At 67.6% G+C, this 20245-nt stretch carries 20 protein-coding genes, 2 pseudogenes and 1 other annotated feature; of the genes and pseudogenes, 15 read left to right on the top strand and 7 right to left on the bottom strand.

The window, feature by feature from the left end; genetic code table 11:
* Positions 1-84: a sequence feature (AL1L pseudoknot), on the bottom strand. This feature is flagged as partial in the annotation.
* A pseudogene (locus ACQ3I4_RS15695) lies at positions 48-311 on the bottom strand (transposase); the annotation flags it as partial. (Overlaps the previous feature by 37 nt.)
* 187 nt (positions 312-498) lie before the next feature.
* Here ACQ3I4_RS15695 and ACQ3I4_RS15690 point away from each other — a divergent pair.
* From ACQ3I4_RS15690 to ACQ3I4_RS15670, 5 genes are all read left to right on the top strand, one after another.
* The gene (locus ACQ3I4_RS15690) at positions 499-1200 is read left to right on the top strand and encodes a response regulator transcription factor (RefSeq protein WP_430633884.1); all 702 of its coding nucleotides are present in this window, start codon (positions 499-501) and stop codon (positions 1198-1200) included.
* Positions 1197-2330, top strand: coding sequence for a HAMP domain-containing sensor histidine kinase (locus ACQ3I4_RS15685; protein WP_329863816.1), 1134 nt, complete (start codon positions 1197-1199; stop codon positions 2328-2330). Before ACQ3I4_RS15690 ends, ACQ3I4_RS15685 begins: the two co-directional genes overlap by 4 nt.
* Before the next feature lie 73 nt (positions 2331-2403).
* Positions 2404-2736, top strand: coding sequence for a heavy-metal-associated domain-containing protein (locus tag ACQ3I4_RS15680; RefSeq protein WP_329863818.1), 333 nt, complete (start codon positions 2404-2406; stop codon positions 2734-2736).
* A gap of 213 nt (positions 2737-2949) precedes the next feature.
* The gene (locus tag ACQ3I4_RS15675) at positions 2950-4974 is read left to right on the top strand and encodes a heavy metal translocating P-type ATPase (protein ID WP_329863843.1); all 2025 of its coding nucleotides are present in this window, start codon (positions 2950-2952) and stop codon (positions 4972-4974) included.
* Between the two features lie 47 nt (positions 4975-5021).
* A complete protein-coding gene (locus ACQ3I4_RS15670) occupies positions 5022-5687 on the top strand; it encodes a DUF305 domain-containing protein (protein ID WP_329863819.1) in 666 nt (221 codons plus the stop codon).
* 173 nt (positions 5688-5860) lie between these two features.
* On the opposite strand, the gene ACQ3I4_RS15665 is transcribed toward ACQ3I4_RS15670, so the two are convergent.
* The 3 genes from ACQ3I4_RS15665 to ACQ3I4_RS15655 all read right to left on the bottom strand — a co-directional run bounded on the left by ACQ3I4_RS15665 (position 5861) and on the right by ACQ3I4_RS15655 (position 6990).
* Positions 5861-6250 (bottom strand): DUF305 domain-containing protein, encoded by a 390-nt coding sequence (locus tag ACQ3I4_RS15665; protein ID WP_430633883.1) that lies wholly within the window; start codon positions 6248-6250, stop codon positions 5861-5863.
* Positions 6220-6465, bottom strand: a complete 246-nt coding sequence (locus ACQ3I4_RS15660) for a hypothetical protein (RefSeq protein WP_329863823.1) — start codon at positions 6463-6465, stop codon at positions 6220-6222. The genes ACQ3I4_RS15665 and ACQ3I4_RS15660 overlap by 31 nt, the downstream gene beginning before the upstream one ends.
* A gap of 114 nt (positions 6466-6579) precedes the next feature.
* Complete coding sequence (locus ACQ3I4_RS15655; RefSeq protein ID WP_329863825.1) at positions 6580-6990, bottom strand: four-helix bundle copper-binding protein; 411 nt, start codon at positions 6988-6990, stop codon at positions 6580-6582.
* Positions 6991-7374: 384 nt separating this feature from the next.
* On the opposite strand from ACQ3I4_RS15655, the gene ACQ3I4_RS15650 reads away from it, so the two are divergent.
* The 8 genes and pseudogenes from ACQ3I4_RS15650 to ACQ3I4_RS15615 form a co-directional block, all read left to right on the top strand.
* Positions 7375-8076: a C40 family peptidase gene (locus ACQ3I4_RS15650; protein WP_430633882.1), complete on the top strand. Its 702-nt coding sequence runs from the start codon at positions 7375-7377 to the stop codon at positions 8074-8076.
* Between the two features lie 442 nt (positions 8077-8518).
* A complete protein-coding gene (locus ACQ3I4_RS15645) occupies positions 8519-10225 on the top strand; it encodes a gamma-glutamyltransferase family protein (RefSeq protein WP_430633881.1) in 1707 nt (568 codons plus the stop codon).
* Between the two features lie 5 nt (positions 10226-10230).
* Positions 10231-11433, top strand: coding sequence for a DUF418 domain-containing protein (locus tag ACQ3I4_RS15640; RefSeq protein ID WP_329863831.1), 1203 nt, complete (start codon positions 10231-10233; stop codon positions 11431-11433).
* A gap of 357 nt (positions 11434-11790) precedes the next feature.
* Entirely contained in the window at positions 11791-12003 is a 213-nt protein-coding gene (locus ACQ3I4_RS15635; RefSeq protein ID WP_188806897.1) for a heavy-metal-associated domain-containing protein, read from the top strand.
* Entirely contained in the window at positions 12000-12197 is a 198-nt protein-coding gene (locus ACQ3I4_RS15630; protein WP_329863836.1) for a hypothetical protein, read from the top strand. Before ACQ3I4_RS15635 ends, ACQ3I4_RS15630 begins: the two co-directional genes overlap by 4 nt.
* A 64-nt stretch (positions 12198-12261) precedes the next feature.
* Complete coding sequence (locus ACQ3I4_RS15625; protein WP_329863838.1) at positions 12262-14583, top strand: heavy metal translocating P-type ATPase; 2322 nt, start codon at positions 12262-12264, stop codon at positions 14581-14583.
* A 32-nt stretch (positions 14584-14615) separates the two neighbouring features.
* Positions 14616-14942 (top strand): metal-sensitive transcriptional regulator, encoded by a 327-nt coding sequence (locus tag ACQ3I4_RS15620; RefSeq protein WP_329863840.1) that lies wholly within the window; start codon positions 14616-14618, stop codon positions 14940-14942.
* A 624-nt stretch (positions 14943-15566) separates the two neighbouring features.
* Positions 15567-15650: pseudogene (locus ACQ3I4_RS15615) on the top strand (cytochrome c biogenesis protein CcdA); the annotation flags it as partial.
* A gap of 94 nt (positions 15651-15744) precedes the next feature.
* On the opposite strand, the gene ACQ3I4_RS15610 reads toward ACQ3I4_RS15615, so the two are convergent.
* Both ACQ3I4_RS15610 and cmtR read right to left on the bottom strand, forming a co-directional pair.
* A complete protein-coding gene (locus ACQ3I4_RS15610; protein ID WP_430633880.1) occupies positions 15745-16338 on the bottom strand; it encodes a cadmium resistance transporter in 594 nt (197 codons plus the stop codon).
* Positions 16335-16694: a Cd(II)/Pb(II)-sensing metalloregulatory transcriptional regulator CmtR gene (gene cmtR, locus ACQ3I4_RS15605; protein WP_430633879.1), complete on the bottom strand. Its 360-nt coding sequence runs from the start codon at positions 16692-16694 to the stop codon at positions 16335-16337. The genes ACQ3I4_RS15610 and cmtR overlap by 4 nt, the downstream gene beginning before the upstream one ends.
* A 490-nt stretch (positions 16695-17184) precedes the next feature.
* Here cmtR and ACQ3I4_RS15600 point away from each other — a divergent pair, with 490 nt between their 5' ends.
* Entirely contained in the window at positions 17185-18153 is a 969-nt protein-coding gene (locus ACQ3I4_RS15600; RefSeq protein WP_430633878.1) for a DUF4192 family protein, read from the top strand.
* A gap of 160 nt (positions 18154-18313) precedes the next feature.
* On the top strand, positions 18314-18796 hold the full coding sequence (locus tag ACQ3I4_RS15595; RefSeq protein ID WP_430633877.1) for a hypothetical protein: 483 nt from the start codon (positions 18314-18316) through the stop codon (positions 18794-18796).
* 209 nt (positions 18797-19005) lie between these two features.
* On the opposite strand, the gene ACQ3I4_RS15590 is transcribed toward ACQ3I4_RS15595, so the two are convergent.
* Positions 19006-20049: a PDDEXK nuclease domain-containing protein gene (locus ACQ3I4_RS15590; RefSeq protein ID WP_430633876.1), complete on the bottom strand. Its 1044-nt coding sequence runs from the start codon at positions 20047-20049 to the stop codon at positions 19006-19008.
* Positions 20050-20245 lie beyond the last annotated feature (196 nt).

Genomic DNA, 20245 nt, shown 5'->3' with positions numbered 1-20245 from the left:
CTCGACCCCGTGCTCGCCGCGGTGCTCCTCGATGAAGGAACACATCACCTCGACGGGCGGTCGAGCTCCGCCGCGAAGAAAGCCGAGGCCTGCCGCAGGATCGTGTTCGCCCGCCGTAGCTCACGCACCTCGCGCTCGAGCTCGGCCAACCTGGCCGCGTCCGTGGTGGTGGTTCCCGGCCGCACTCCACCATCGACCTCGGCCCGCGCCACCCAGGTGCGCAGTGCCTCGGGGTTGACCCCGAGCTGCTCGCCGATCCTGCGGTAGGCCCCGCTCCGGGTTGCTGGGTCCTTCCGCGCATCGATCGCCATCCTCGTGGCGCGCTCACGCAGTTCCTCCGGGTACTTCCTCTGGGCTGGCATGAATTCAATCCTTCCGGGTCATCGATGCCTCCATCAAACCCGGTGCGATTCAGTTTGCCTTGAAGGTTTGATGAAGATTCCCCGGTCTGGTGTCTTGGGTCGCTCTCCGGGCCGTGAGCCGGGGGAAACTGAACACATGAACTTTGGCACGGGCTCGTCCACCGGGCGGGTATTGGTCGTCGATGACGAAAAGCCCCTGGCACGCATGGTCGCCACCTACCTGGAGCGGGCCGGCTACGAGGTCACCACCACCCACACCGGACCCGATGCGGTACAGGCCGCCCGCACGCATGATCCCGACGTGATAGTCCTGGACCTGGGCCTGCCCGGACTGGACGGGATCGAGGTGTGCCGGCGCGTGCGGGCCTTTTCCGAGTGCTACGTGCTGATGCTCACCGCCCGGGGCAATGAACCGGACCGGCTGCAAGGGCTGGCAGTGGGCGCCGATGACTACATCACCAAACCCTTCAGTGTCCGGGAACTGGTCGCCCGGGTGGGGGCGGTCATGCGGCGGCCCCGCACGACGGCAACCGTCCCAGAACCGGCACGGGCCTTCGGGCCGCTGGTGATTGACCTGGTCGCCCACGAAGCCCACGTGGACGGGAAGCCGGTAGGGCTGACGCGCACGGAGTTCGACCTGCTGGCGGCCCTGTCGGGACGTCCCTATCAAGTGTTCTCCCGGCGTCAGCTGATCGATATCGTCTGGGGTCCGGGGTGGGTGGGGGATGAACGACTCGTGGATGTACACATCGGCAACCTGCGCCGCAAACTCGACGAAAACCCCGGGCGCTATGTCGACACGGTCCGCGGGGTTGGCTACCGGATGGCAGAACAGTGACCGGCCAGCGACGTTACCGCGGCCTGGCGGCCCGGTTCTTCCTGGCCCAGTTGCTGGTGGTGGCGGTCAGCATCCTGGCCGCGGTGGCGGTGGCCTCCCTGGCCGGCCCCCCGCTGTTCCACGAGCATTTGGAACAGGCCGGGGCCGGGCATGATGCGACCCAGATGCTGCACGTGGAGCAGGCCTACCGAGACACCAACTTCTGGACCCTGGGCGTGGCCTTGGCCACCGCCCTAGTCTGCTGCCTGGTGTTGACCTGGTATGTCGCCCGCCGGATCCAGAACCCCATCCATGCCCTGACCCAAGCGGCGACGGCTATGGCGCGCGGCAAGTACGACACCCGGGTCCCGGCCATGGGGGCAGGGACCGAGGTGGAGGACCTGGCCGCCTCGTTCAACACCATGGCCGAGCGGCTCGAACGCACCGAGGACACCCGCCGTCGGATGCTCTCGGACTTGGCCCACGAGATGCGCACTCCCATCTCCGTGCTCACCGTCTACCTCGAAGCCCTGCAGGATGGAGTCTCACGCTGGGGCGAAGCCACCGGCGAGCTCATGGACGAACAGCTGGCCCGCCTCACCCGGCTGGTGGAAGACATCCACGACGTCTCCCGGGCGGAGGAAGGACGGATCGAGCTCGATCGCACCATCGAATCGGCGGGCGAGTTACTGCAGGCCGCCGCCGAAGCCCATCGGGACACCTATGCCGCCAAGGGCGTGGCCTTGATCCTGAATCCGAGCCAGGACATCGCGACCGTGGAGGTCGACCGCCAACGCATGGGTCAGGTGTTGGGCAACCTGCTCACCAACGCCTTGCGCCACACCCCCGCAGGTGGCCAGGTAACCCTGGACGCTCGGCAGAGTGCAGGAGGGATCACGCTCAGCGTCAGCGACACCGGCGAGGGCATCCTCCCTGAACACCTGCCGCACATCTTCGAGCGGTTCTACCGCGGGGACACCGCCCGGGACCGGGACCACGGCGGGTCCGGGGTCGGCCTGGCCATCTCCCGGGCCCTGGTCCAAGCCCATGGAGGGTCACTGACCGCCAGCTCCGCAGGTTCGGACGCCGGGGCGACGTTCACCGTCCACCTGCCTGCCCAAGGCGACGGAAACCACTCCACCACATCTTGATTGATACCCTACAGGGGTATATACCGGGAGGAGGGCGCAGTCCCACCGCCCACATCCGACGAAGGAGCCCATCATGACCGAACCGATGTCCAGCCCCCTGCCGATGGCCTCCGGCGGCTGCTCGTGCTGCATCCCGGACGCCGCCCCTACTCCGGGCTCCGACGCCGCGGAGACGTCTTTCCCTGCCGCTTCCGGGACCTCCGCCACGTATCGGGTGGAGGGGATGACCTGTGGGCACTGCGTCGGAACCATCGCCGGAGCGGTGAGCGCCCTGCACGGGGTGGACGACGTCAGGGTTGACTTGGTGGCCAGCGGCATTTCCCCCGTCACCGTTACCGGCGCCGCCTCCTCAAACACCGTGCGGGCGGCCATCGAAGAGGCCGGCTACCGCGTCCTGACGTCCTGATCACTTGGCCCACCGCCTTGGCCCGTAGGGGGCCAATGGGAAGGAAATATCATGAGCAACTCGCACCACCACGGCGACCACCATGCCGGGCATGACCAGCACGCGGATGAAGACACGCACGGGCAAGCTATGCCCCAGGGACACGCCCACTCCGCGGTGGATGAAGACCATGCGGTTCACGACCACGGGGAGCATGCCGGACACTCGGTGGCGATGTTCAAGAACCGGTTCTGGCTCTCACTGGTCCTGTCGATCCCGGTGGTGGTCTTCAGCCACATGGTCGCCGACCTGCTCGGTTACCGGGTTCCGGAGTTTCCGGGCTCATCGTGGATCGCCCCGGTGCTGGGTACCGTGATCTACTTCTACGGCGGTATGCCCTTCCTCAAGGGCGGGATCACGGAGCTGCGCACCCGCCAGCCCGGGATGATGCTGCTGATCGCGATGGCCATCACGGTGGCCTTCGTGGCCTCCTGGATCACGTCCCTGGGTCTCGGCGGATTCATGCTGGACTTCTGGTGGGAGCTGGCCCTGCTGGTGGTCATCATGCTGCTGGGCCACTGGATGGAGATGCGCGCCCTTGGCGCGGCCTCCTCCGCCCTGGACGCTCTGGCCGCCCTGTTACCGGACGAGGCTGAGAAGGTCACCGAGGACGGCACTACCGTCACCGTTGCGATCGGTGAGCTGGCGGTCGGGGACACAGTCCTGGTCCGCTCCGGGGCTCGCGTGCCCGCCGACGGGACCCTGACCGAGGGCACGGCCGAGTTCGACGAGTCCATGATCACTGGCGAATCCCGGTCCGTGGCCCGCACCGTGGGCGAAACGGTGGTGGCCGGGACCGTGGCCACCGACAACACCGTGCGGGTACGCATCGAGGCGACCGGGACTGACACCGCCCTGGCGGGCATCCAACGGATGGTCGCCGACGCCCAAGAATCCTCTTCGCGAGCCCAGGCCCTGGCCGATCGGGCCGCCGCGCTGCTGTTCTGGTTCGCCCTGGCCGCGGCCATCATCACCGCCGTCGTCTGGGTGGCCATCGGCCGGCCGGACGACGGCGTCACTCGCACCGTCACCGTGCTGGTGATCGCCTGCCCGCACGCCCTGGGCCTGGCGATCCCGCTGGTGATCGCGATTTCCACCGAACGCGCCGCCAAGGCTGGGGTGCTGATCAAGGACCGGTTGGCTCTGGAACGGATGCGCACGATCGATGTGGTCTTGTTCGACAAGACCGGCACCCTGACCGAAGGCGCGCACGTTCTCACCGGAACCGCACCGGCCCCGGGAACCTCCGAGGCGCAGCTGCTGGCTTACGCGGCCGCTGCCGAGGCCGACAGCGAGCACCCCGTGGCCCGCGCCATCATCACCGCTGCCAACGACCACGCCGAAGCCGCCGGACTGGGCCTGCGCGGCACCGGGTTCCAGTCCGCCACCGGCCGCGGGGTGAAAGCGACCGTGGGCGGATCGGAGGTCCTCGTGGGCGGGCCGAATATGCTCCGCGAACTCGCCCTGGACACCCCCGAGTCCCTCGCCGCTGACACCCGAGCCTGGACCGACCGGGGTGCCGGAGTGCTGCACGTGGTCCGTGACGGTGTCGTCATCGGAGCGGTGGCCGTAGAGGACAAGGTCCGTCCCGAGTCCCGGGCCGCCGTGGCCGCTCTGCACGAACGTGGGGTCAAGGTCGCCATGATCACCGGCGACGCCCGGCAGGTCGCCGAGGCCGTGGGCCGGGACTTGGGCATCGACGAGGTCTTCGCAGAGGTGCTGCCGAAGGACAAGGACTCCAAGGTCACCGAGTTGCAGTCCCGCGGGCTGCGCGTGGCTATGGTCGGCGATGGCGTCAACGACGCCCCCGCCCTGGCCCGCGCTGAGGTTGGCATCGCGATCGGTGCCGGCACCGACGTGGCCATGGAATCGGCCGGCGTCGTGCTGGCCGGCAATGATCCACGCGCCGTGTTGTCGATGATCGAGCTCTCGAGGGCCAGCTACGCCAAGATGATCCAGAACCTGGTTTGGGCCACCGGCTACAACCTGGTCTCCGTACCCCTGGCCGCCGGCGTGCTCGCCCCCATCGGCTTCGTGCTCTCCCCCGCGGTGGGCGCGATCCTGATGTCCGCCTCCACCATCGTGGTCGCCCTCAACGCCCAACTGCTACGTCGGATCGACCTGGATCCTGCCCGACTGGCCCCGGCCAGCGGCCCGCAACGGCACACCACACCCCAGCCCGCGACCGCCACCAGCTGACCGCGGGCCCGGACCCCCTATCGAAACTCCCATCGGAAGGAACCCTGATGAAACGCAACACCACCACCCTGGCCGCCCTGACCCTGGCCTCCGCCCTGACGCTGACTGCGTGCGGCACCGGCGCCGAAGACAACGGCGCCGGTTCCGAGTCCACCCCGGCCACCAGCTCGGCTGCTGCCACCTCCGCGGCCACGGATACCGCTGCCCCGTCCGCCACGGCCACCGGCTCGGCCGAGGAGATCTCGGCCGAACACAACGACGCGGACGTGATGTTCGCCCAGATGATGCTCCCCCACCACGAGCAGGCCGTTCAGATGAGTGAGATGCTGCTGGCCAAGGACGACATCCCGGCCGAGGTCGCTGACTTCGCCCAGCAGGTCATTGATGCCCAGGGTCCGGAGATCGAGCGAATGAACGCCATGCTCGCCGCCTGGGACGCAGAGCCCATGGGGGACATGGAGGGCATGGACCACGGCGGGATGAGCGGGATGATGTCCGAGGAGGACCTGGCAGCCCTGGAAGAAGCCCAGGGCGCCGAAGCGGCCCGGCTGTACCTGGAACAGATGACAGCCCACCACGAGGGCGCCGTCGAAATGGCCCAGGACCAGGTCGACAGCGGCCAGAACCCCCAGGCCGTGGCCCTCGCCGAACAAGTCATCACCGCCCAGGAGGCCGAGATCGCCGAGATGGAGCAGATACTCGGAAACCTCTGACGGGATCCACCGCCCCCTCTTGATCGGCTCTGCCCGTGCCGCTGTTGCACTGAAAGGACCCACACGGCCCCACCCGCCCAGGCAGATGGGGCCGTGTGGGTCCTGGAGCATCGGTTGGCGTCCATCCGACCCGTGATCCTCGACAGGGCGGAGGTGCGCCCTGAGGGGAACCGTCAGCCGGTGGGGCACTGGCGTTCGGCCGGCTCCTCGTAGTCAGGCACGGACCGTGCTTGCGCCTGTTCGGGGGTCGTGGCGACCCCGTTACGCTCGATATCCTCGATCAGCCAGTCCATTTCGAAAATTTCCCGCCGCTGGGCCTCGCTGATCTCCACGGCCAGCTCGCAGACCCTGACGTCCTCGATACCGGCTCGCTCGGACCTCGTGATGGCCAGCGAGTGGTGCGGGATCATGGCGCGCATGAAGTCGCTGTCGTCCACGGTCGCCTGGCTGCGGTCCAGGACGATGCCACCGCCCAGAAGCACCGCGCTCACGAGCACCACGGCCACGTTAGCCTTTGGGTTCCGGTACATGTTCAGCATCCAGGCGAGCATGACCAGGCCCATCGCCCCCCCATGGTCAAGGCCATGAACAGCCGGCTCTCGCTCCAGCGGATGTGTCCCCACTCCCAGGAACCGGCGAACATCGTCCAATACATGACCACCATGCCGGTCAGGATCATCGCGGCGAACCGCAGATACATTTTCAGAGAGCGGCGGGGCGCGTGGTGACCCCCGTCGCGATCACCACCCTGGTCACTGCTGTGTTCTGTCTTGGGCACGTCGGGTTCTCCTTCTGCGGGGATGCTTTTGTACCGTCGCGCCAGTCAGGGCCAGCAGCACATGTTCCACGCCTGATTGCCCTGACTGGTATTCCGGCATCGGCCGGGCTGTGCTCAGCCCAGCGAGGCGAGCAGTTCGGCGCACGCCTGCTCGCAGCGCCGGCAGGCCTCGGCGCACACCTTGCAGTGCTCGTGCATCTGCGCGTGCTTCTCGCATTCGTCCGCGCAAACCTGGCAGGCGGTCCGGCAGGCCTCGAGCAGGGCACGAGTGATCTCGGCGTTGTTGCCGGTCTGGCGGGACAGCACACGGCCGGTGGCCGCGCAGATGTCGGCACAGTCCAGATTGAATCGGATGCACTGGGTCAGGTCAGCGACCATGTCCTCGGCCAGGCACGCGTCCGCGCAGGCCGTACAGGTCTGGGCACACTCGAAACAGGCCTCGATGCACTCGGCCAGCTTCTCCTGGTCGATGTTCCCCAAGTCCTTCGGGTAGGTCTCCAGCATCGAGCTCACGTGATGGGTCATGGCTTACTCCTTCATCGGTGCGGTTCGGAAGACGAACCGGCCAGAACCGGCCCGCCATGCAACCGACCGTAGACCCCCACTCGGCCCGGATGAAGGGCCCAACCTTGAAGATTCCGTGAAGATCCCTGCCGGCCACGGGCTCCGACCGGGCCGTTCGAGCGGGCGGCTAGGCCCGAAATGACGGCCTTTCCGGTCCCGGCTCAACCCTGTATCGGCTCGGAACCTCAGCATGCCGGCAAGTTGCGACCAGATAACGAATCTGTATCGTTGCATAACGTTCTGGTCACAGACCATTTCGCCAAAAGGGATGGCCGGCTAAATGCCGGATCTCGTGGCCGTGGGAGAAGTTCAGAACATGTACGCCAATGTCTACCGAGGTAACCCATGTCCTACCCCACCCGTCGTGCCCGCATCGAGGCTGAAGCCCAGACCCGCCGTTCCCACCGCCGCCGTTCCCTCACCATGGGTGCGGTAGGCCTTACCACCGTGGTGGGAGCCACGGTGGCCGGCATGGGCCCGGCCGCTGCCAACGAAGGCGCCTACTCCGCTCCCAGCGGCTCCACCGCCAATGCCTGGACCTGGGACTCCGGAACCGCAACCGAGACATCCCGCTCCTCCGGGGCTCACACGCACTCATCAACGACCAGCGGTGAGCCGGCCCAGGGCATCCAGCGGGCCTCCTACTCCACCGCTTCCTCCAGCAGCAACGGTTGGGGAGCGGCCGTGCAGTGGGCCACGGCCAAGGCTGCCGATCCGAGCGTCGGCTATGTCTGGGGCGGCAATGGCCCGACCGGCTACGACTGCTCCGGCTTCACCCAGAACGCCTTCGCGCAGGCCGGCATCGAGCTGCCCCGGAACTCCAAGGCCCAGTACGCCGCCGCCAGCCAATACGTCTCCCTGGACAACCTCCAGGTTGGTGACCTGGTCTTCTGGTCCAACAACGGCTCGGCCTCCGGGATCTATCACGTGGCCATGTACATCGGTGACGGCAAAATCGCCCACGCCCGCAATCCTCAGATGGGGGTGGCCGTGACGGATGTCGACTACAGCCCGTGGAACATGATGGGTACCGCCGCCCGCTACTGAACGGTACGCAATCAGCGTGTTCCGCAAGGCAAAGGCCTGCAGGGCCGCTCGGTGCCTGACCGCGCCTCTTCCAGCGGGCCCCGGATGGTGGGCTCGGATTAGACGCAGCGGTTCGGCGGGGCCCTTGGCGAAGGTCGTCCCGGCCACGGTGCACAAGGGCACTGAGCGAGAGGAATCAGCTTGTGCAACGCGTGTTCCCGCGTCGGCCACAGACCGCTGAGGGAGCCGGGCGGTCCTGTCCCCGGTTCTCTCACGTCGGTGGCACCTCCGCCGGTGCGGCGAACTCGTCTGGGATCGTACGTGGGCAAGACTTATCTGTGTCTCAAACGTTATATTCCCAGTTCCCGCCGTCGTGAAGGACCTCATGAAAAGCCTCGTCTTCCGGGCGGCATCTGCCCTGGCCGCAGCACTGCTGATGACATCATGCAGCGCGCCTTCCCCTGTGCCGAGCACTGCCGGGGAAGCAGACGGCACCGGCCCCGGCACTTCCGCCTCTCGCACGCCCGCCGCCCCGTCGTCGGGTGCCACCAGCCCGACGACGGAATCCGAGCCGGGACAGCAACTCCAGCAGCACGCCGTGGCCGCGGCCCATCCGGAGGCCGTCGAGGCTGGGATGGACATCCTGGCCCAGGGTGGCAATGCCGCCGACGCAGCTGTGGCCACGGCCTTCGCCGTGGCCGTGGTGGAGCCCTATGCCTCCGGGATCGGCGGCGGGGGCTCGGCGATTCTGGCCGGCCCCGGCCGCGAACCGGTCAGCTACGACTATCGCGAAGTGGTGGCCCAAGACGGCAGGATCCCGGACTCCGGCACGGGTGTCCCCGGCTTCGTGGCGGGACTCGCCGAGCTCCACGCCGAGCACGGCGACCTGGACTGGCAGGAAATACTGGAGCCAGCCATCGGCCTGGCGGGCGATGGCTTCCCCGTCTCGGAGTTCCTGGCCCAGCGGTTGCGCTCCGACTTCGGCCCCGCTTCCATTGAGGAGCTCAACCATTACCACGACGCTTCCGGCGATCCGCTAGCCGCCGGCGACCGGCTGGTCCAGCGGGATCTGGCCCAGACTATGACCACTTTGGCCCAGGAGGGACCGGAGGCCTTCTATACCGGCAGCCTGGCCGAGGAGCTGACCTCGGTGGACGGCCTGGACGCCGATTCCCTGGCCGCCTATGAGTCGGAGCAGGTCGTGCCGGTCGGCGGTGCCTTCGGGGATTACGAGGTCCTCTCGGCCGCCCCTCCGCTGCCCGGTGCGGCCTTGGTCCAGCAGTTGCAGCTCGCCGAGGCCTTGGGCATCGACGGCCACGAGCCCGGTAGTCCCGGATACGTAGACCGGCTCTCCGAGGCATGGATCGCTGCCGAGGGTTCGGTGAAGCACCTGATCGGCGACCCGGACTTCGTGGACGTCCCCGTTGATCGGCTCACGGATCCCGAAGCCAACGCCCGGATCGCCGAGCAGGTGAATCTGCTGGCGGGTGGATCCGACGCCGGTGCCTCCACGGGGCCGGACGCCCGCGAGGGCGTCGTGCCCGGCGCCGGGGACGGACTGGTGCAGGCCGGGGGTCAGCCCGTGACGGCAGGGAACACGACGCACCTGACTGTGGTGGACCAGGACGGTTTCATGGTGTCGATGACCAACACGCTCACGAGTTTCTGGGGCGGCAACGAGTCGGAGTACGTGGGCGGGTTCTTCCTCAACAACCAGCTCTCCCGGTTCGCCACGGAGGAGTCGGAGGCCAACCAGCCGGAGCCGGGGCGCAAGTCCGTGAGCTGGTCGGCCCCGAGCATGGTGCTCGACGACGAGGGCAGGCCGGTGCTCGGGCTGGGCAGCCCGGGAGGACACCAGATCCCGAACATCCTCACCGGCGTGCTGGTGGCGTGGGGCCTGCAGGGCGCCACACTGCAGGAGGCCGTGGATGCACCCCGATTCCACCTGCAGGACGGCGTGCTGGCCGTGGAGGAGGAGCCCTCCCCTGAGCTGGCCGAACTGATCGCGGCACGGGACTGGGAACTGCAGCGCACCGAACGTGATCAGGCGATCTTTGGTTCCGTGCAGGCCTTGGAGATCGACTACGAGACCGGTCAGATCACCGGTGCGAGGGACAACCGCCGGGAAGCGGACGTGGCCATCGCCGACTCCCGGACGGGAGCAGAATGACAGCCATGGGCACTGTTCCCTTTTCCTTCGACCAGCCCGACGGTGAACGGCGGATCCCGCGTCCGTCCGACGGCGGCACCGGTCAACCGGGGCGTGACGACCACGGAGCCAGCGTGGGACGCGCCGGCGACGGACGGTCCGACGGCAGAGGGCAAGGTGGACGACTGGTCGGTCTGGACGTCGCCCGGTCGATGGCAATCATCGGGATGATCGCCGTCAACGTGGGCCCCCGGGGCGTCGACGGCATCCTGGGCACGCTGTACGACCTCCCCCTGGGGCGGGCCTCCCTGCTGTTCATGCTCTTGGCCGGGGTGGGGACATCCATCATGACCCGGTCCGTGCGCGCCCCCGGCAATGCGTCCATGCCGTGGCGTACCCTCCTGTGGCGGGCGGCGCTGCTGCTGGTCGGCGGCTTGGCCCTGCAGTTGGCCGGCCACGAGGCGAGTGTGATCCTGCCCTTGTATGGGCTCCTTTTCATCGCCTGTCTGCCATTGCTGAAGGCACCCGGCTGGTTGCTGGCCGCCCTGTCCGGCGCATCCCTGGTCCTCGGCCCGCTGGTCTGGCTGGCAGTGCGGAGGGAATCTGACGCGTTCCAGGTCACGGAGCCGACCCTGCTGGACCCACCCGCTGAGATCCTGGGCGGCATCCTCTTCACGGGGTCTTACCCGCTGGTGGTGTGGGCGGCTCCCTTCCTGATAGGGATGCTGCTCGGACGGCTCGACTTGCGGAACCCGGCCCTGCACCGACGGCTGGTGTTGTGGGGTGCGGTGGCAGCCGTGGGCGCGTACCTGCTCTCGCAGCTCCTCATCCTGGTCCTGGGCGCGCCGGGCCGGACCGTGGGGCTGGACCGGCTCGTCTCGGCAACCGCCCATTCCCAGATGCCGTTGTGGCTGGTCTCCAGTTCCGGTGCCGCGCTGTTCGTGCTGGGCCTGTGCCTGATGGGGGAAAGGTTCGTGTCCCGGCACCTTTCCGTGTTGGCGGCCACCGGCCGGCTGTCCCTGACCGTCTACGTGGGACACCTAATGGCCCTGGCCGTCGTCGTCCGCCCCGGCCCGGACTCCCTGGCCGAAGGGATCCTGGTCACGGCGGTCCTGTGCACCGCGGCGGTCGCCTTCTCCTGGCTCTGGACCCGACGGTTCCAGACCGGCCCGTTGGAGATACTATTGCGCCTGCCGCCGCGGAAAACGACATCCGAACGGAACGGGTAACAAGCACCGTCCACTGCCGATAAGCGTGCTCACGATCTCCCGTACCCAGCACTGCGCTGCGTAATCGGCATGAACCGGATCCGACTGAAGCCTGATCACTCCATAGACGAACGCGGCCGTCAAGCCCAGGTCGTTTCACCTTCTTCCTGAGGTCAATGGTGTGCGTGCTGGCAATCCACACTCGACGCTTTTGTGCGTGGGTGCCAACGGCACCCACGCTGCCGATCGCGAGCCGGATGGCGATTCCGGCTTGGTCCATTTTCTTTCCCGATCGCCCTTGACAGGGATACCCCCTGCCGGTATGAATAGGACTGTACATGTACCCCCCTGGGGTATGAAGTCCAATTGGGAGAGATCATGAATACCACTGAATTTCAGGTGACCGGAATGACCTGCGGGCATTGCGAGATGTCGGTGCGCGAAGAGGTGGAGGAGGTTCCCGGCGTCGAGTCGGTCGAGGTGAGCCACCAGGACGGGACGCTCGTGGTCACCGGCGCCGAACCCGTCGATGAAACCGCGGTCATCTCTGCGGTGCAGGAGGCCGGCTACCAGGCGGTGCGGTCGGCGTGAATGCTGCCGGACGGCTGGGGGCCTACGCCGCGGGGCTGGCGGTGGTCTTCGCCGGCTCCTTCGCGGCCGGCGGAGCCCTAGTGCCGTACGAAACGGTCTCAGCCTGGAAGCAGCAGGCCGAGGAGCTACGAATGGACCAGCACCCCGCCCCCGCCGAATCGCCTGAGCCAGCCGACACGGACGACGACCACTGACCCCGGCCGATGATCAATGAGTGTGGCCGGAACCCCCGGCGATACCGGAAGAAGGATGAACCCCATGTCTGCACCCCTGGCCGCGCCTCAGGCGGGCAGTACCGACGTCGAACTGGCGATCGGCGGGATGACCTGTGCCTCCTGCGCGAACCGGATCGAGCGCAAGCTCAACAAGCTCGAGGGCGTCACCGCCACGGTGAACTACGCCACCGAGAAGGCCCGGATCAGCGCCCCGGCTGGCTACGACCCCCAGTCCCTGGTCGCCGAGGTTCAGAAGGCCGGCTACGCCGCCACACTGCCCGACACCGGCCGGCAGGACAAAGACGGGGAAGATGACCGTCCCGACGCCGAGCTGGTGTCCCTGCGGCACCGGCTGATCGGCGCCGCGGTGCTGGGCATCCCGGTCATCGCCATGGCGATGATCCCGGCCCTGCAGTTCTACTATTGGCAGTGGCTGTCACTCGCCCTGGCCGGACCAGTGATCGTCTGGGCCGGCTGGCCGTTCCACAAGGCCGCCTGGATGAACCTCCGTCAGGGCACCGCCACCATGGACACGCTGATCTCAATGGGCACCATCGCGGCGTTCCTGTGGTCTCTGTACGCCCTGTTCCTCGGCACCGCAGGGACCCCGGGGATGACCCACCCCTTCGAGCTGTCCGTGGCCCCCACCGACGGGGCCGGGAACATCTACCTCGAGGTCGCCGCCGGGGTGCTGCTGTTCATTCTGGCCGGCCGCTACTTCGAGAAGCGCTCCAAGCGCCAGGCCGGGGCCGCGTTGCGCGCGCTGCTGGACCTGGGCGCGAAGGACGTGGCCGTGCTACGCGACGGCGCCGAGGTCCGCATCCCCACCGACCAGTTGGCCGTGGGCGACGAGTTCGTGGTGCGTCCCGGGGAGAAGTTCGCCACCGACGGAGTCGTGGTCACCGGCCGCAGCGCGGTGGACGCTTCGATGCTCACCGGCGAGTCCGTGCCCATCGAGGTCGCCGAGTCCGACCCGGTCACCGGGGCAACCGTCAATACCGGCGGCCGCCTAGTGGTGCGCGCCACCCGCATCGGCTCCGACACACAGCTGGCCCAGATGGCCAGGCTGGTGGAGGACGCCCAGACCGGCAAGGCCGAGATCCAGCGGTTGGCCGACCGAATCTCCGGGGTGTTCGTGCCGATCGTGATCGCTATCGCGGTGGCCACCCTGGCTGCTTGGCTCGGCGCCGGGTTCCCGGCCGCCGCCGCGTTCACCGCCGCCGTCGCCGTGCTGATCATCGCCTGCCCCTGCGCCTTGGGCCTGGCCACCCCCACCGCCTTGCTGGTGGGCACCGGCCGCGGCGCCCAGATGGGCATCCTCATCAAGGGCCCGGAGGTGCTGGAGTCCACCCGCAAGGTGGACACGATCGTGCTGGACAAGACCGGCACCGTCACCACCGGCACGATGACCCTGCAAGGTGTCCACCCTGCCGTCGGGACCGACGAGAACGAGTTGCTGCGTCTGGCCGGCGCCGTGGAGGACGCCTCCGAGCACCCGATCGCCCAGGCCATCGCCCGCGGCTCCACCGAACGCGTCGGTGCACTGCCGGTCCCGGAGGCCTTTGCCAACCACGAAGGCCGCGGCGTGCAGGGCGTGGTCGACGGACACCTGGTCATCGTCGGTCGCGAGACCATGCTGGCCGACTGGTCGCTGACCATGCCGGCGGACCTGGCCGACACGAAGGCCCGAGCCGAGTCCGCTGGCCAGACCGCCGTCGTTGTGGCCTGGGACGGGCAGGTCCGCGGTGTGCTGGTGGTGGCAGATGCCCTCAAGGACACCAGTGCCGAGGCCATCACCCTCTTCCGCAGCCTGGGTCTGAAACCGGTCCTGCTGACCGGTGACAACCAGGCCGTGGCCCAACAAGTCGCCGCCCAGGTGGGCATCGAGGAGGTCCTGGCCGAGGTGATGCCCCAGGACAAGGTCCGCATCATCACCGAGCTGCAGGAGCGCGGGCAGGTCGTGGCCATGGTCGGTGACGGCGTCAACGACGCCGCGGCCCTGGCCCAAGCGGATCTGGGCCTGGCCATGGGCACCGGTACCGATGCGGCCATCGAAGCGGCGGACATCACCCTGGTCCGTGGGGACCTGCGCGCTGCCGCGGACGCGATCCGGTTGTCCCGCAAGACCCTGGGTACGATCAAGACCAACCTGTTCTGGGCCTTCGCCTACAACACCGCTGCGATTCCGCTGGCCGCCCTGGGCCTGCTGAACCCGATGCTCGCCGGGGCGGCCATGGCCTTCTCGTCCGTCTTCGTAGTCGGCAACAGCCTCCGGCTACGTGGTTTCACCAGCAAGGCCGGCACCACCGTGCCGACCGCCAGTCCAGCGCCGGAACCCCAGCCGGCCCACACCCTAACCACCTGAAACGTATGACGCCTGACCGAGTGGAGACCACCATGACCACCCCCGCCGAAGCGACCGAAGCCGCGCACCATGCCGGGCACCACGGATACATCTCCGACAAGGACCGGTACCTGGCCCGTCTCAAGCGCATCGAAGGACAGGCCCGCGGCATCCACCGCATGGTCGACGAGGAGGTCTACTGCATCGACATCCTCACCCAGATCAGCGCATTGACCTCTGCTGTGGAGAACGTCGCCCTCGGCCTGCTCAACGACCACCTTAAACACTGCGTCGTCAATGCCGCGCGGAACGGCGGGGTCGAAAGCGACGAGAAGATCGCCGAGGCCTCTGCCGCCATTGCCCGTCTCGTCAAGTCCTGACCACACGCGAGGGGTCCAGAGCATAGTTAAATAGTGATCCGGTTCCGCCCAAGCAGTGCCAAGCCGGATATGCCCACTCGGTTAACTCCGGAGTTGACGACGATATGCCGTCAGATCGTGCTTCATTGTTCGATCTCCGAGACATTCGTAAGAGCGGGCGGGCCTCCCAAAAACGTCAGTACAAATGAGCGCGGTAGGCCGAAATCCGAGCCGTCAGTATTCGACTGCAGCAAATAGCGACCAAATCGGTCGTTGTTGGTAGTGGTCCGCCGCTGACGCCTTCGCTCGGAGGCGCTATACCTCGTCAGAGGCCTGCCCGAAACCGACACGGCGCGGAACTCTCCTAGCCCTGGTACTGCCCCTAGCCCAAGAGCGATCAATGCCAGGAGGGGGCGGGAAGGTGGGTCCAGGTCCATTGCCTACGGGGTGAGTCGGGGCGGTTCGCGGGATCTGGGTCAAAGTCCGGGTGATGTGTGGGGCCAGTTGTGCGGCGTCTGCGGAGACGAAGCCCAGCAGGGCCGATCCGCGGTTGCGTTGCCAGGGCCGGCCGATCGTGTACAGGCCCTTGACCGGGCTGGTCCCGTCGGGGGCGTTGAGGATGCCGTTGGGGTGCAGGGCGGCCCCGGGGTCCTGATGGTCTCCGGGCTTTGGATGCTGTGGATGTATCAGCTGCAGAACCTGGCCGGCACCTTCATCACCCCGGTCTAAAACCAGAAACCCCGTCCCGCCGGCCTGGTCACTGAGGAGAGACCGGACCGATGGGACGGGGACGAGGGACCTGAGCGGTCGGTTGCGGGTCTGCTCAGAGGCCGAAGGCTCCACCGCTGACCAGGATGAAGATGCCCAGGCTGATCAGGACGATCGGGAACAGGATGTGCTCCCAGCGTTCCAGGACTTCGGCTATCGGCCGGCGGGTGGCCACGAACTTGGCCAGGCCCACCAGGGCACCGACCAGCACCAGGAACACGATGCAGTAGGCCACCACAGCTCCCGGGCCCACGCTGAGGAAGACCGGGACGTAGACGCCGATGTTGTCCCCGCCGTTGGCGAAGGTCACCCCGGCCACCGTCCATACGGCGACGTTCTTACCCTCGACCTTGGCGTCATCGTCGCCGTCCCCATGCCAGGCCTGCCAGGCCGCCCACAGTCCCAGGCCCAACGGGACGAGCCCGAAGTACGGAATGACCTCCGGGGGCAGGAACGCCCCGGCCCCCAGCGACACGAGCACGGCCGCGCCCAGGATGCCGGCGAACCCGAGGTACTGCCCGACCAGGATCCGCGCGGTGGTCCCGCGCTGGCCCGCGCCGCGGGCGAAGAACAACGAGAGCACGATGATGTCGTCGATGTTCGTGGCCAGGAAGAGGCCGATCGCCTGCAGGATCGAAGACAGGATCACACGCCCACCCCCGTGGTGCAGCAGCCGGGCACCGAGCAGTCCGGGTCCAGGCACGGGGCGTTCTCGTTGACCGCGAGGGTGGTCTCGACCAAGGCGGTCAGCGCCCGCGCTAGATGTGGATCGGCGATCTCGTACCGGGTCTGGCGTCCCTCGGGTATGGCGACCGCGATCCCGCAGTCCCGCAGGCAGGCCAGGTGGTTCGACACGTTCGAACGCGTCAGCTCCAGATCCCGGGCCAGTTCGGCCGGGTAGGCCGGTCGTTGAAGCAGGGTCATCAGTATCCGCGACCGGGTTGGGTCGGCCATGGCCCTACCCAACCGGTTCATCACATCCAAACGAGAAGTAATAGTCAGCACCCGCTGAACTATACAGTGCACAATGAACTGCGCTGGGCGGGTGCCGTGCTGAATGCTGTCGACCCCGGCAGGTGGGTCCGAGTCAAGCCCGGTGGGGTTCCTTGCATGCTCGGAACCCCACCCGCGGTCGGCCTGCGGCCGGCTGTAGACCCTGGTCCGCCGGAACGGCGGCGGGCCAGGACGCCGGCCCTGGCGGGCCGACCTCCATTTTTTTGCCTGCTGTCCTGCGGATTATGCGCCCCGGCTCCACCGGCACAAGCCCCTCCGCTGGCGCTCCGGGACCGGTTCCCCCGAAAACCTTGGGTCGGCGCTCCCTCGTTCCTCGGTCGCTTCTTTCCTCCCCAAGCTTTCCTCCGCCACCGCCCTACGGGTTGATGCCGGATCCGTCCGGGGCAGCTCACTTCGTTTCGCCAGCAGGCAAAAAATACGGGGGAACGACGAAGCGCGGGGATGGCACCGCGTACCCCCTCACCTATCCGTGGAGGAAGTCATGTCTGAAATCATCAAGGCCACCAGCGTGGTCGATCTGCTCGACTACATCACCGCCATTCTGGGCATCCGGCCCCGTCGCTCCATCGCGGTCCTGCCCATGCAGGACAACGCGCTGGGCCCCGTGCTCCGCATGGACGCGCCCCCGGCACACGTACCCGCCCGTCTGGTGGCGGAGGCGATCATGCCGCACTTCTCCCACACCATCGCCGACGGTGCCGTCCTCGTCGGCTACGACGTGGACCCCGAGGCGGTGCAGGATCTGGCCGAGGCGATCACCGGGCAGGGTCTGCCCGTGCACCAGTCCGTCGCCGTGGACGGCGACCACTACAGCACCAGTGACGGGCTGGGCGGCGAGTGGAGCGCCGGGGAATCGGTCGTCGGCCTTGAACTGGCCTACCAAGGCGCGACTCGCACCCCCGTGCCCGAGATCCCCGAGCCCGCCGGAGCGGATGCACCGGACGCGCTGGCCGAAAAAGCCCGGCTGATCCACATGGACCACGCGGCCGCGATCACTGAAGTCCGCGACCTCTGGAGCCACGTCCTGACCGGCCACCAGCCCACCGAGGCACAGGCCCTGACCTTGACCGCCGCCCTGTGCTTGGCCGAGAGCCGGGACCGCCTCATTGCCGACACCTACAGCGCCGGAGACGGCAAGGGATGGGAGCAGGTATTTATCGGCGACCCCGTGGGACCGGTGGACTGGACCCGCGTGGAGGCCGCGCAAGGCGTCCTGCGCACGCTCATCACCGGCGCGAGCGACCAGGACGCCGCGCACCTGCTGGCCACCCTCGGCCACACCCACTGGATGCAGGGCGAAGGGTCCGCCGCCGGGACGGCCATTGATCGAGCCTGCACCCTCGACCCGGAAAGCACTTACGCCCGGTTGTTGTCCCGGCTCACCACAATCCCGGGAGGGGCACCGGTCGCACGAGACCCGGAGCGCGCCCGCCGACCCCGCTCCAAGTAATCCCACCGGGCGGGGTTATCCACAAGATGGCCCCGCCCGCCAGCGGCGGACAGGCTCAGGACTCTACGCTGTGACCTGAGCACCAGGGCCCCTCGGGGCCGGTAGCCCCCCGCCCGCCCGGCGGGGATCTACCGGCACCCTCCGACCACAGGAGACCACCATGGACACCACCCTGAAACCCAGGACCTTCGCCGTACGCCCTCATGAACTACCCGCCGCCCTGGCCCTCATCTACCGCGCCGAGCTGCGCGTGGCCCGCCGGCCAGACGGCCGAGCCGCCCGCACCCGCCTGGCCCTCCGGGCCGGCGCTGCCGGGGTGGCCCTGGCCGCTACTGGCGCAGCGATGGCTCACGGCCACACCCCAGAGGCCTTTCTTGGAATCGCCACTGCGCTGCTCATCACCGTCGCGCCCTTGGCCCTCACGATCCTGCCCGGCTGGATCGCCTGGATCACCACCGACCGACGCAGCGTCACCATCACCGACCCCCACGCTGTCAGCGTCCGCACCTGGGCCCTCGACGCTCCTGCGCCGAGCATCCTCGAAAACACCCTGGCCGAACACCTCCACCATCACGCACCGGCCCAGTGGACTGCGCCCGCGGATCTCCACCGAATCACTGAACCCTGGACGCCCCTCCGATAAGCTCACCGCCGTACCCCTCCACGGGTACCTACCACCGGCCCCGGGTTTCGTCGCCCGGGGTCGGCCGTGTGACACGCCCGATGACACCGCGGCCACTCCTCGCAAGACACAGCAGCCACCACGAAAGCGCGTCCCAGACCTTCGACGAGGCGGCTCCCGCAGTCGGAAACGTCCGCAACAACGCCCCCGGAGTTCCTCGACCTCGGCGCCTAGGATCCCTCGTCGGGCAGGGCGTCCAGGGCGGCGGTGAGCTGGTCCTCGGCCGGGACCAGGCTCCGGTCGGCCGCCGGCAGCTGGTCGTAGGTGTAGGCGGAGACCGCCAGCGGTGACGTTGACCGGCCCAGCGCGTACCGGACGGTGTGGTCGTTCTTGCTGCCGCAGATCAGGATCCCCACCGTTGGCGCGTGGGCCGCGCGTTTGAGCCGGTCATCAACCAGGGCAACGTAGAAGTTCAACTTGCCGGCATACTCCGGTTGGAATTTGCCGGTCTTGAGCTCGATGACGAAGTAACGCAGCTGCTCGACGTGGAAAAACAACAGGTCGATGTAAAAGTCGTCCCCATCCACCTCGAGGTGCACCTGACGCCCCACGAACGCGAAGCCATGCCCCAGCTCCCGCAACGTCTCGGTGATCCGGTCCATCAGGGCCTGTTCCAGGTCCCGCTCGGCGACAGCTCCGGACAGGCCCAGGAACTCGAAGGAATAGGGATCCTTGGCGACCTGCTGCGCCAACTCCGAATCCGGTTCCGCCAGATGGGTGTCGAAGTTCGACGGGGCGGTGCCGGAACGCTCCAGGGACCGGTTCATGATCATGTTCATCAACACGTTCCGCGACCATCCATGCTCCACGGCCGCAGCGGCATACCGGTCCCGCGCCGACGCGGTGTCGAGCTTGTCTAGCAAGACCCGAACGTGGCCCCACGGCAAATGTCCCACAGCCTGTGGGACATTCGGGTCCCAGTCCGGCCATGCCGCAGCGTAGGCGCGCATGTAAAACAAATTGCTCCGGGAAAAGCCCGTCATCTGGGGGAACTCGGCGCGCAGGTCCTGTGCCAGCCGACCGATGACACCGCTACCCCAGCCCTGGTGTTGCTGCCGGGCCAGGATGTCACGCCCGATCCTCCAGTAGAGCCCGAGCAAGTCCGTGTTGACCCGGCGCAGCGTCTGCAGCCGTGCTCCCCGGACATGCTCCTTCAGCTCACCCAGAAAGGCCGGGTAGTCATCGGGCAGGGCGAGATCAGCGGGTTTGGACACGGACCGCATCCTATCGGGGGGACCCCACGTTCGTGAGAAACGAGTATTCTCATAAGGCTGAGTTACAAGCTGTAAGGGGTCTGTCAGATTAACGGTGGATCTGGCCTGGCGCATTGTCAGTTGATTCGGCCTTCGAAGGTGATAGCGAAGGCGTTGAGCGCGGGCTTCCACCTCGTGACCCACCGTGCCCGACCTC

Origin of the sequence: Zafaria sp. Z1313 (assembly GCF_050563205.1) — a bacterium.
Lineage (GTDB): Bacteria > Actinomycetota > Actinomycetes > Actinomycetales > Micrococcaceae > JAZDCJ01.
The sequence above is the reverse complement of the archived record's forward strand: the minus strand, read 5'-3'. Positions and strand labels throughout refer to the sequence as shown.

Excerpts from the sequence above, each read along its gene's own strand:
- ACQ3I4_RS15620 (WP_329863840.1), top strand. The coding sequence starts at position 14,616 with ATGACCACCCCCGCCGAAGCGACCGAAGCCGCGCACCATGCCGGGCAC.
- ACQ3I4_RS15670 (WP_329863819.1), top strand. The coding sequence starts at position 5,022 with ATGAAACGCAACACCACCACCCTGGCCGCCCTGACCCTGGCCTCCGCC.
- ACQ3I4_RS15625 (WP_329863838.1), top strand. The coding sequence starts at position 12,262 with ATGTCTGCACCCCTGGCCGCGCCTCAGGCGGGCAGTACCGACGTCGAA.
- ACQ3I4_RS15650 (WP_430633882.1), top strand. The coding sequence starts at position 7,375 with ATGTCCTACCCCACCCGTCGTGCCCGCATCGAGGCTGAAGCCCAGACC.
- ACQ3I4_RS15675 (WP_329863843.1), top strand. The coding sequence starts at position 2,950 with ATGTTCAAGAACCGGTTCTGGCTCTCACTGGTCCTGTCGATCCCGGTG.
- ACQ3I4_RS15635 (WP_188806897.1), top strand. The coding sequence starts at position 11,791 with ATGAATACCACTGAATTTCAGGTGACCGGAATGACCTGCGGGCATTGC.
- ACQ3I4_RS15655 (WP_329863825.1), bottom strand. The coding sequence starts at position 6,990 with ATGACCCATCACGTGAGCTCGATGCTGGAGACCTACCCGAAGGACTTG.
- ACQ3I4_RS15595 (WP_430633877.1), top strand. The coding sequence starts at position 18,314 with ATGGACACCACCCTGAAACCCAGGACCTTCGCCGTACGCCCTCATGAA.
- ACQ3I4_RS15665 (WP_430633883.1), bottom strand. The coding sequence starts at position 6,250 with ATGGGCCTGGTCATGCTCGCCTGGATGCTGAACATGTACCGGAACCCA.
- ACQ3I4_RS15680 (WP_329863818.1), top strand. The coding sequence starts at position 2,404 with ATGACCGAACCGATGTCCAGCCCCCTGCCGATGGCCTCCGGCGGCTGC.
- ACQ3I4_RS15600 (WP_430633878.1), top strand. The coding sequence starts at position 17,185 with ATGTCTGAAATCATCAAGGCCACCAGCGTGGTCGATCTGCTCGACTAC.
- ACQ3I4_RS15690 (WP_430633884.1), top strand. The coding sequence starts at position 499 with ATGAACTTTGGCACGGGCTCGTCCACCGGGCGGGTATTGGTCGTCGAT.
- ACQ3I4_RS15640 (WP_329863831.1), top strand. The coding sequence starts at position 10,231 with ATGGGCACTGTTCCCTTTTCCTTCGACCAGCCCGACGGTGAACGGCGG.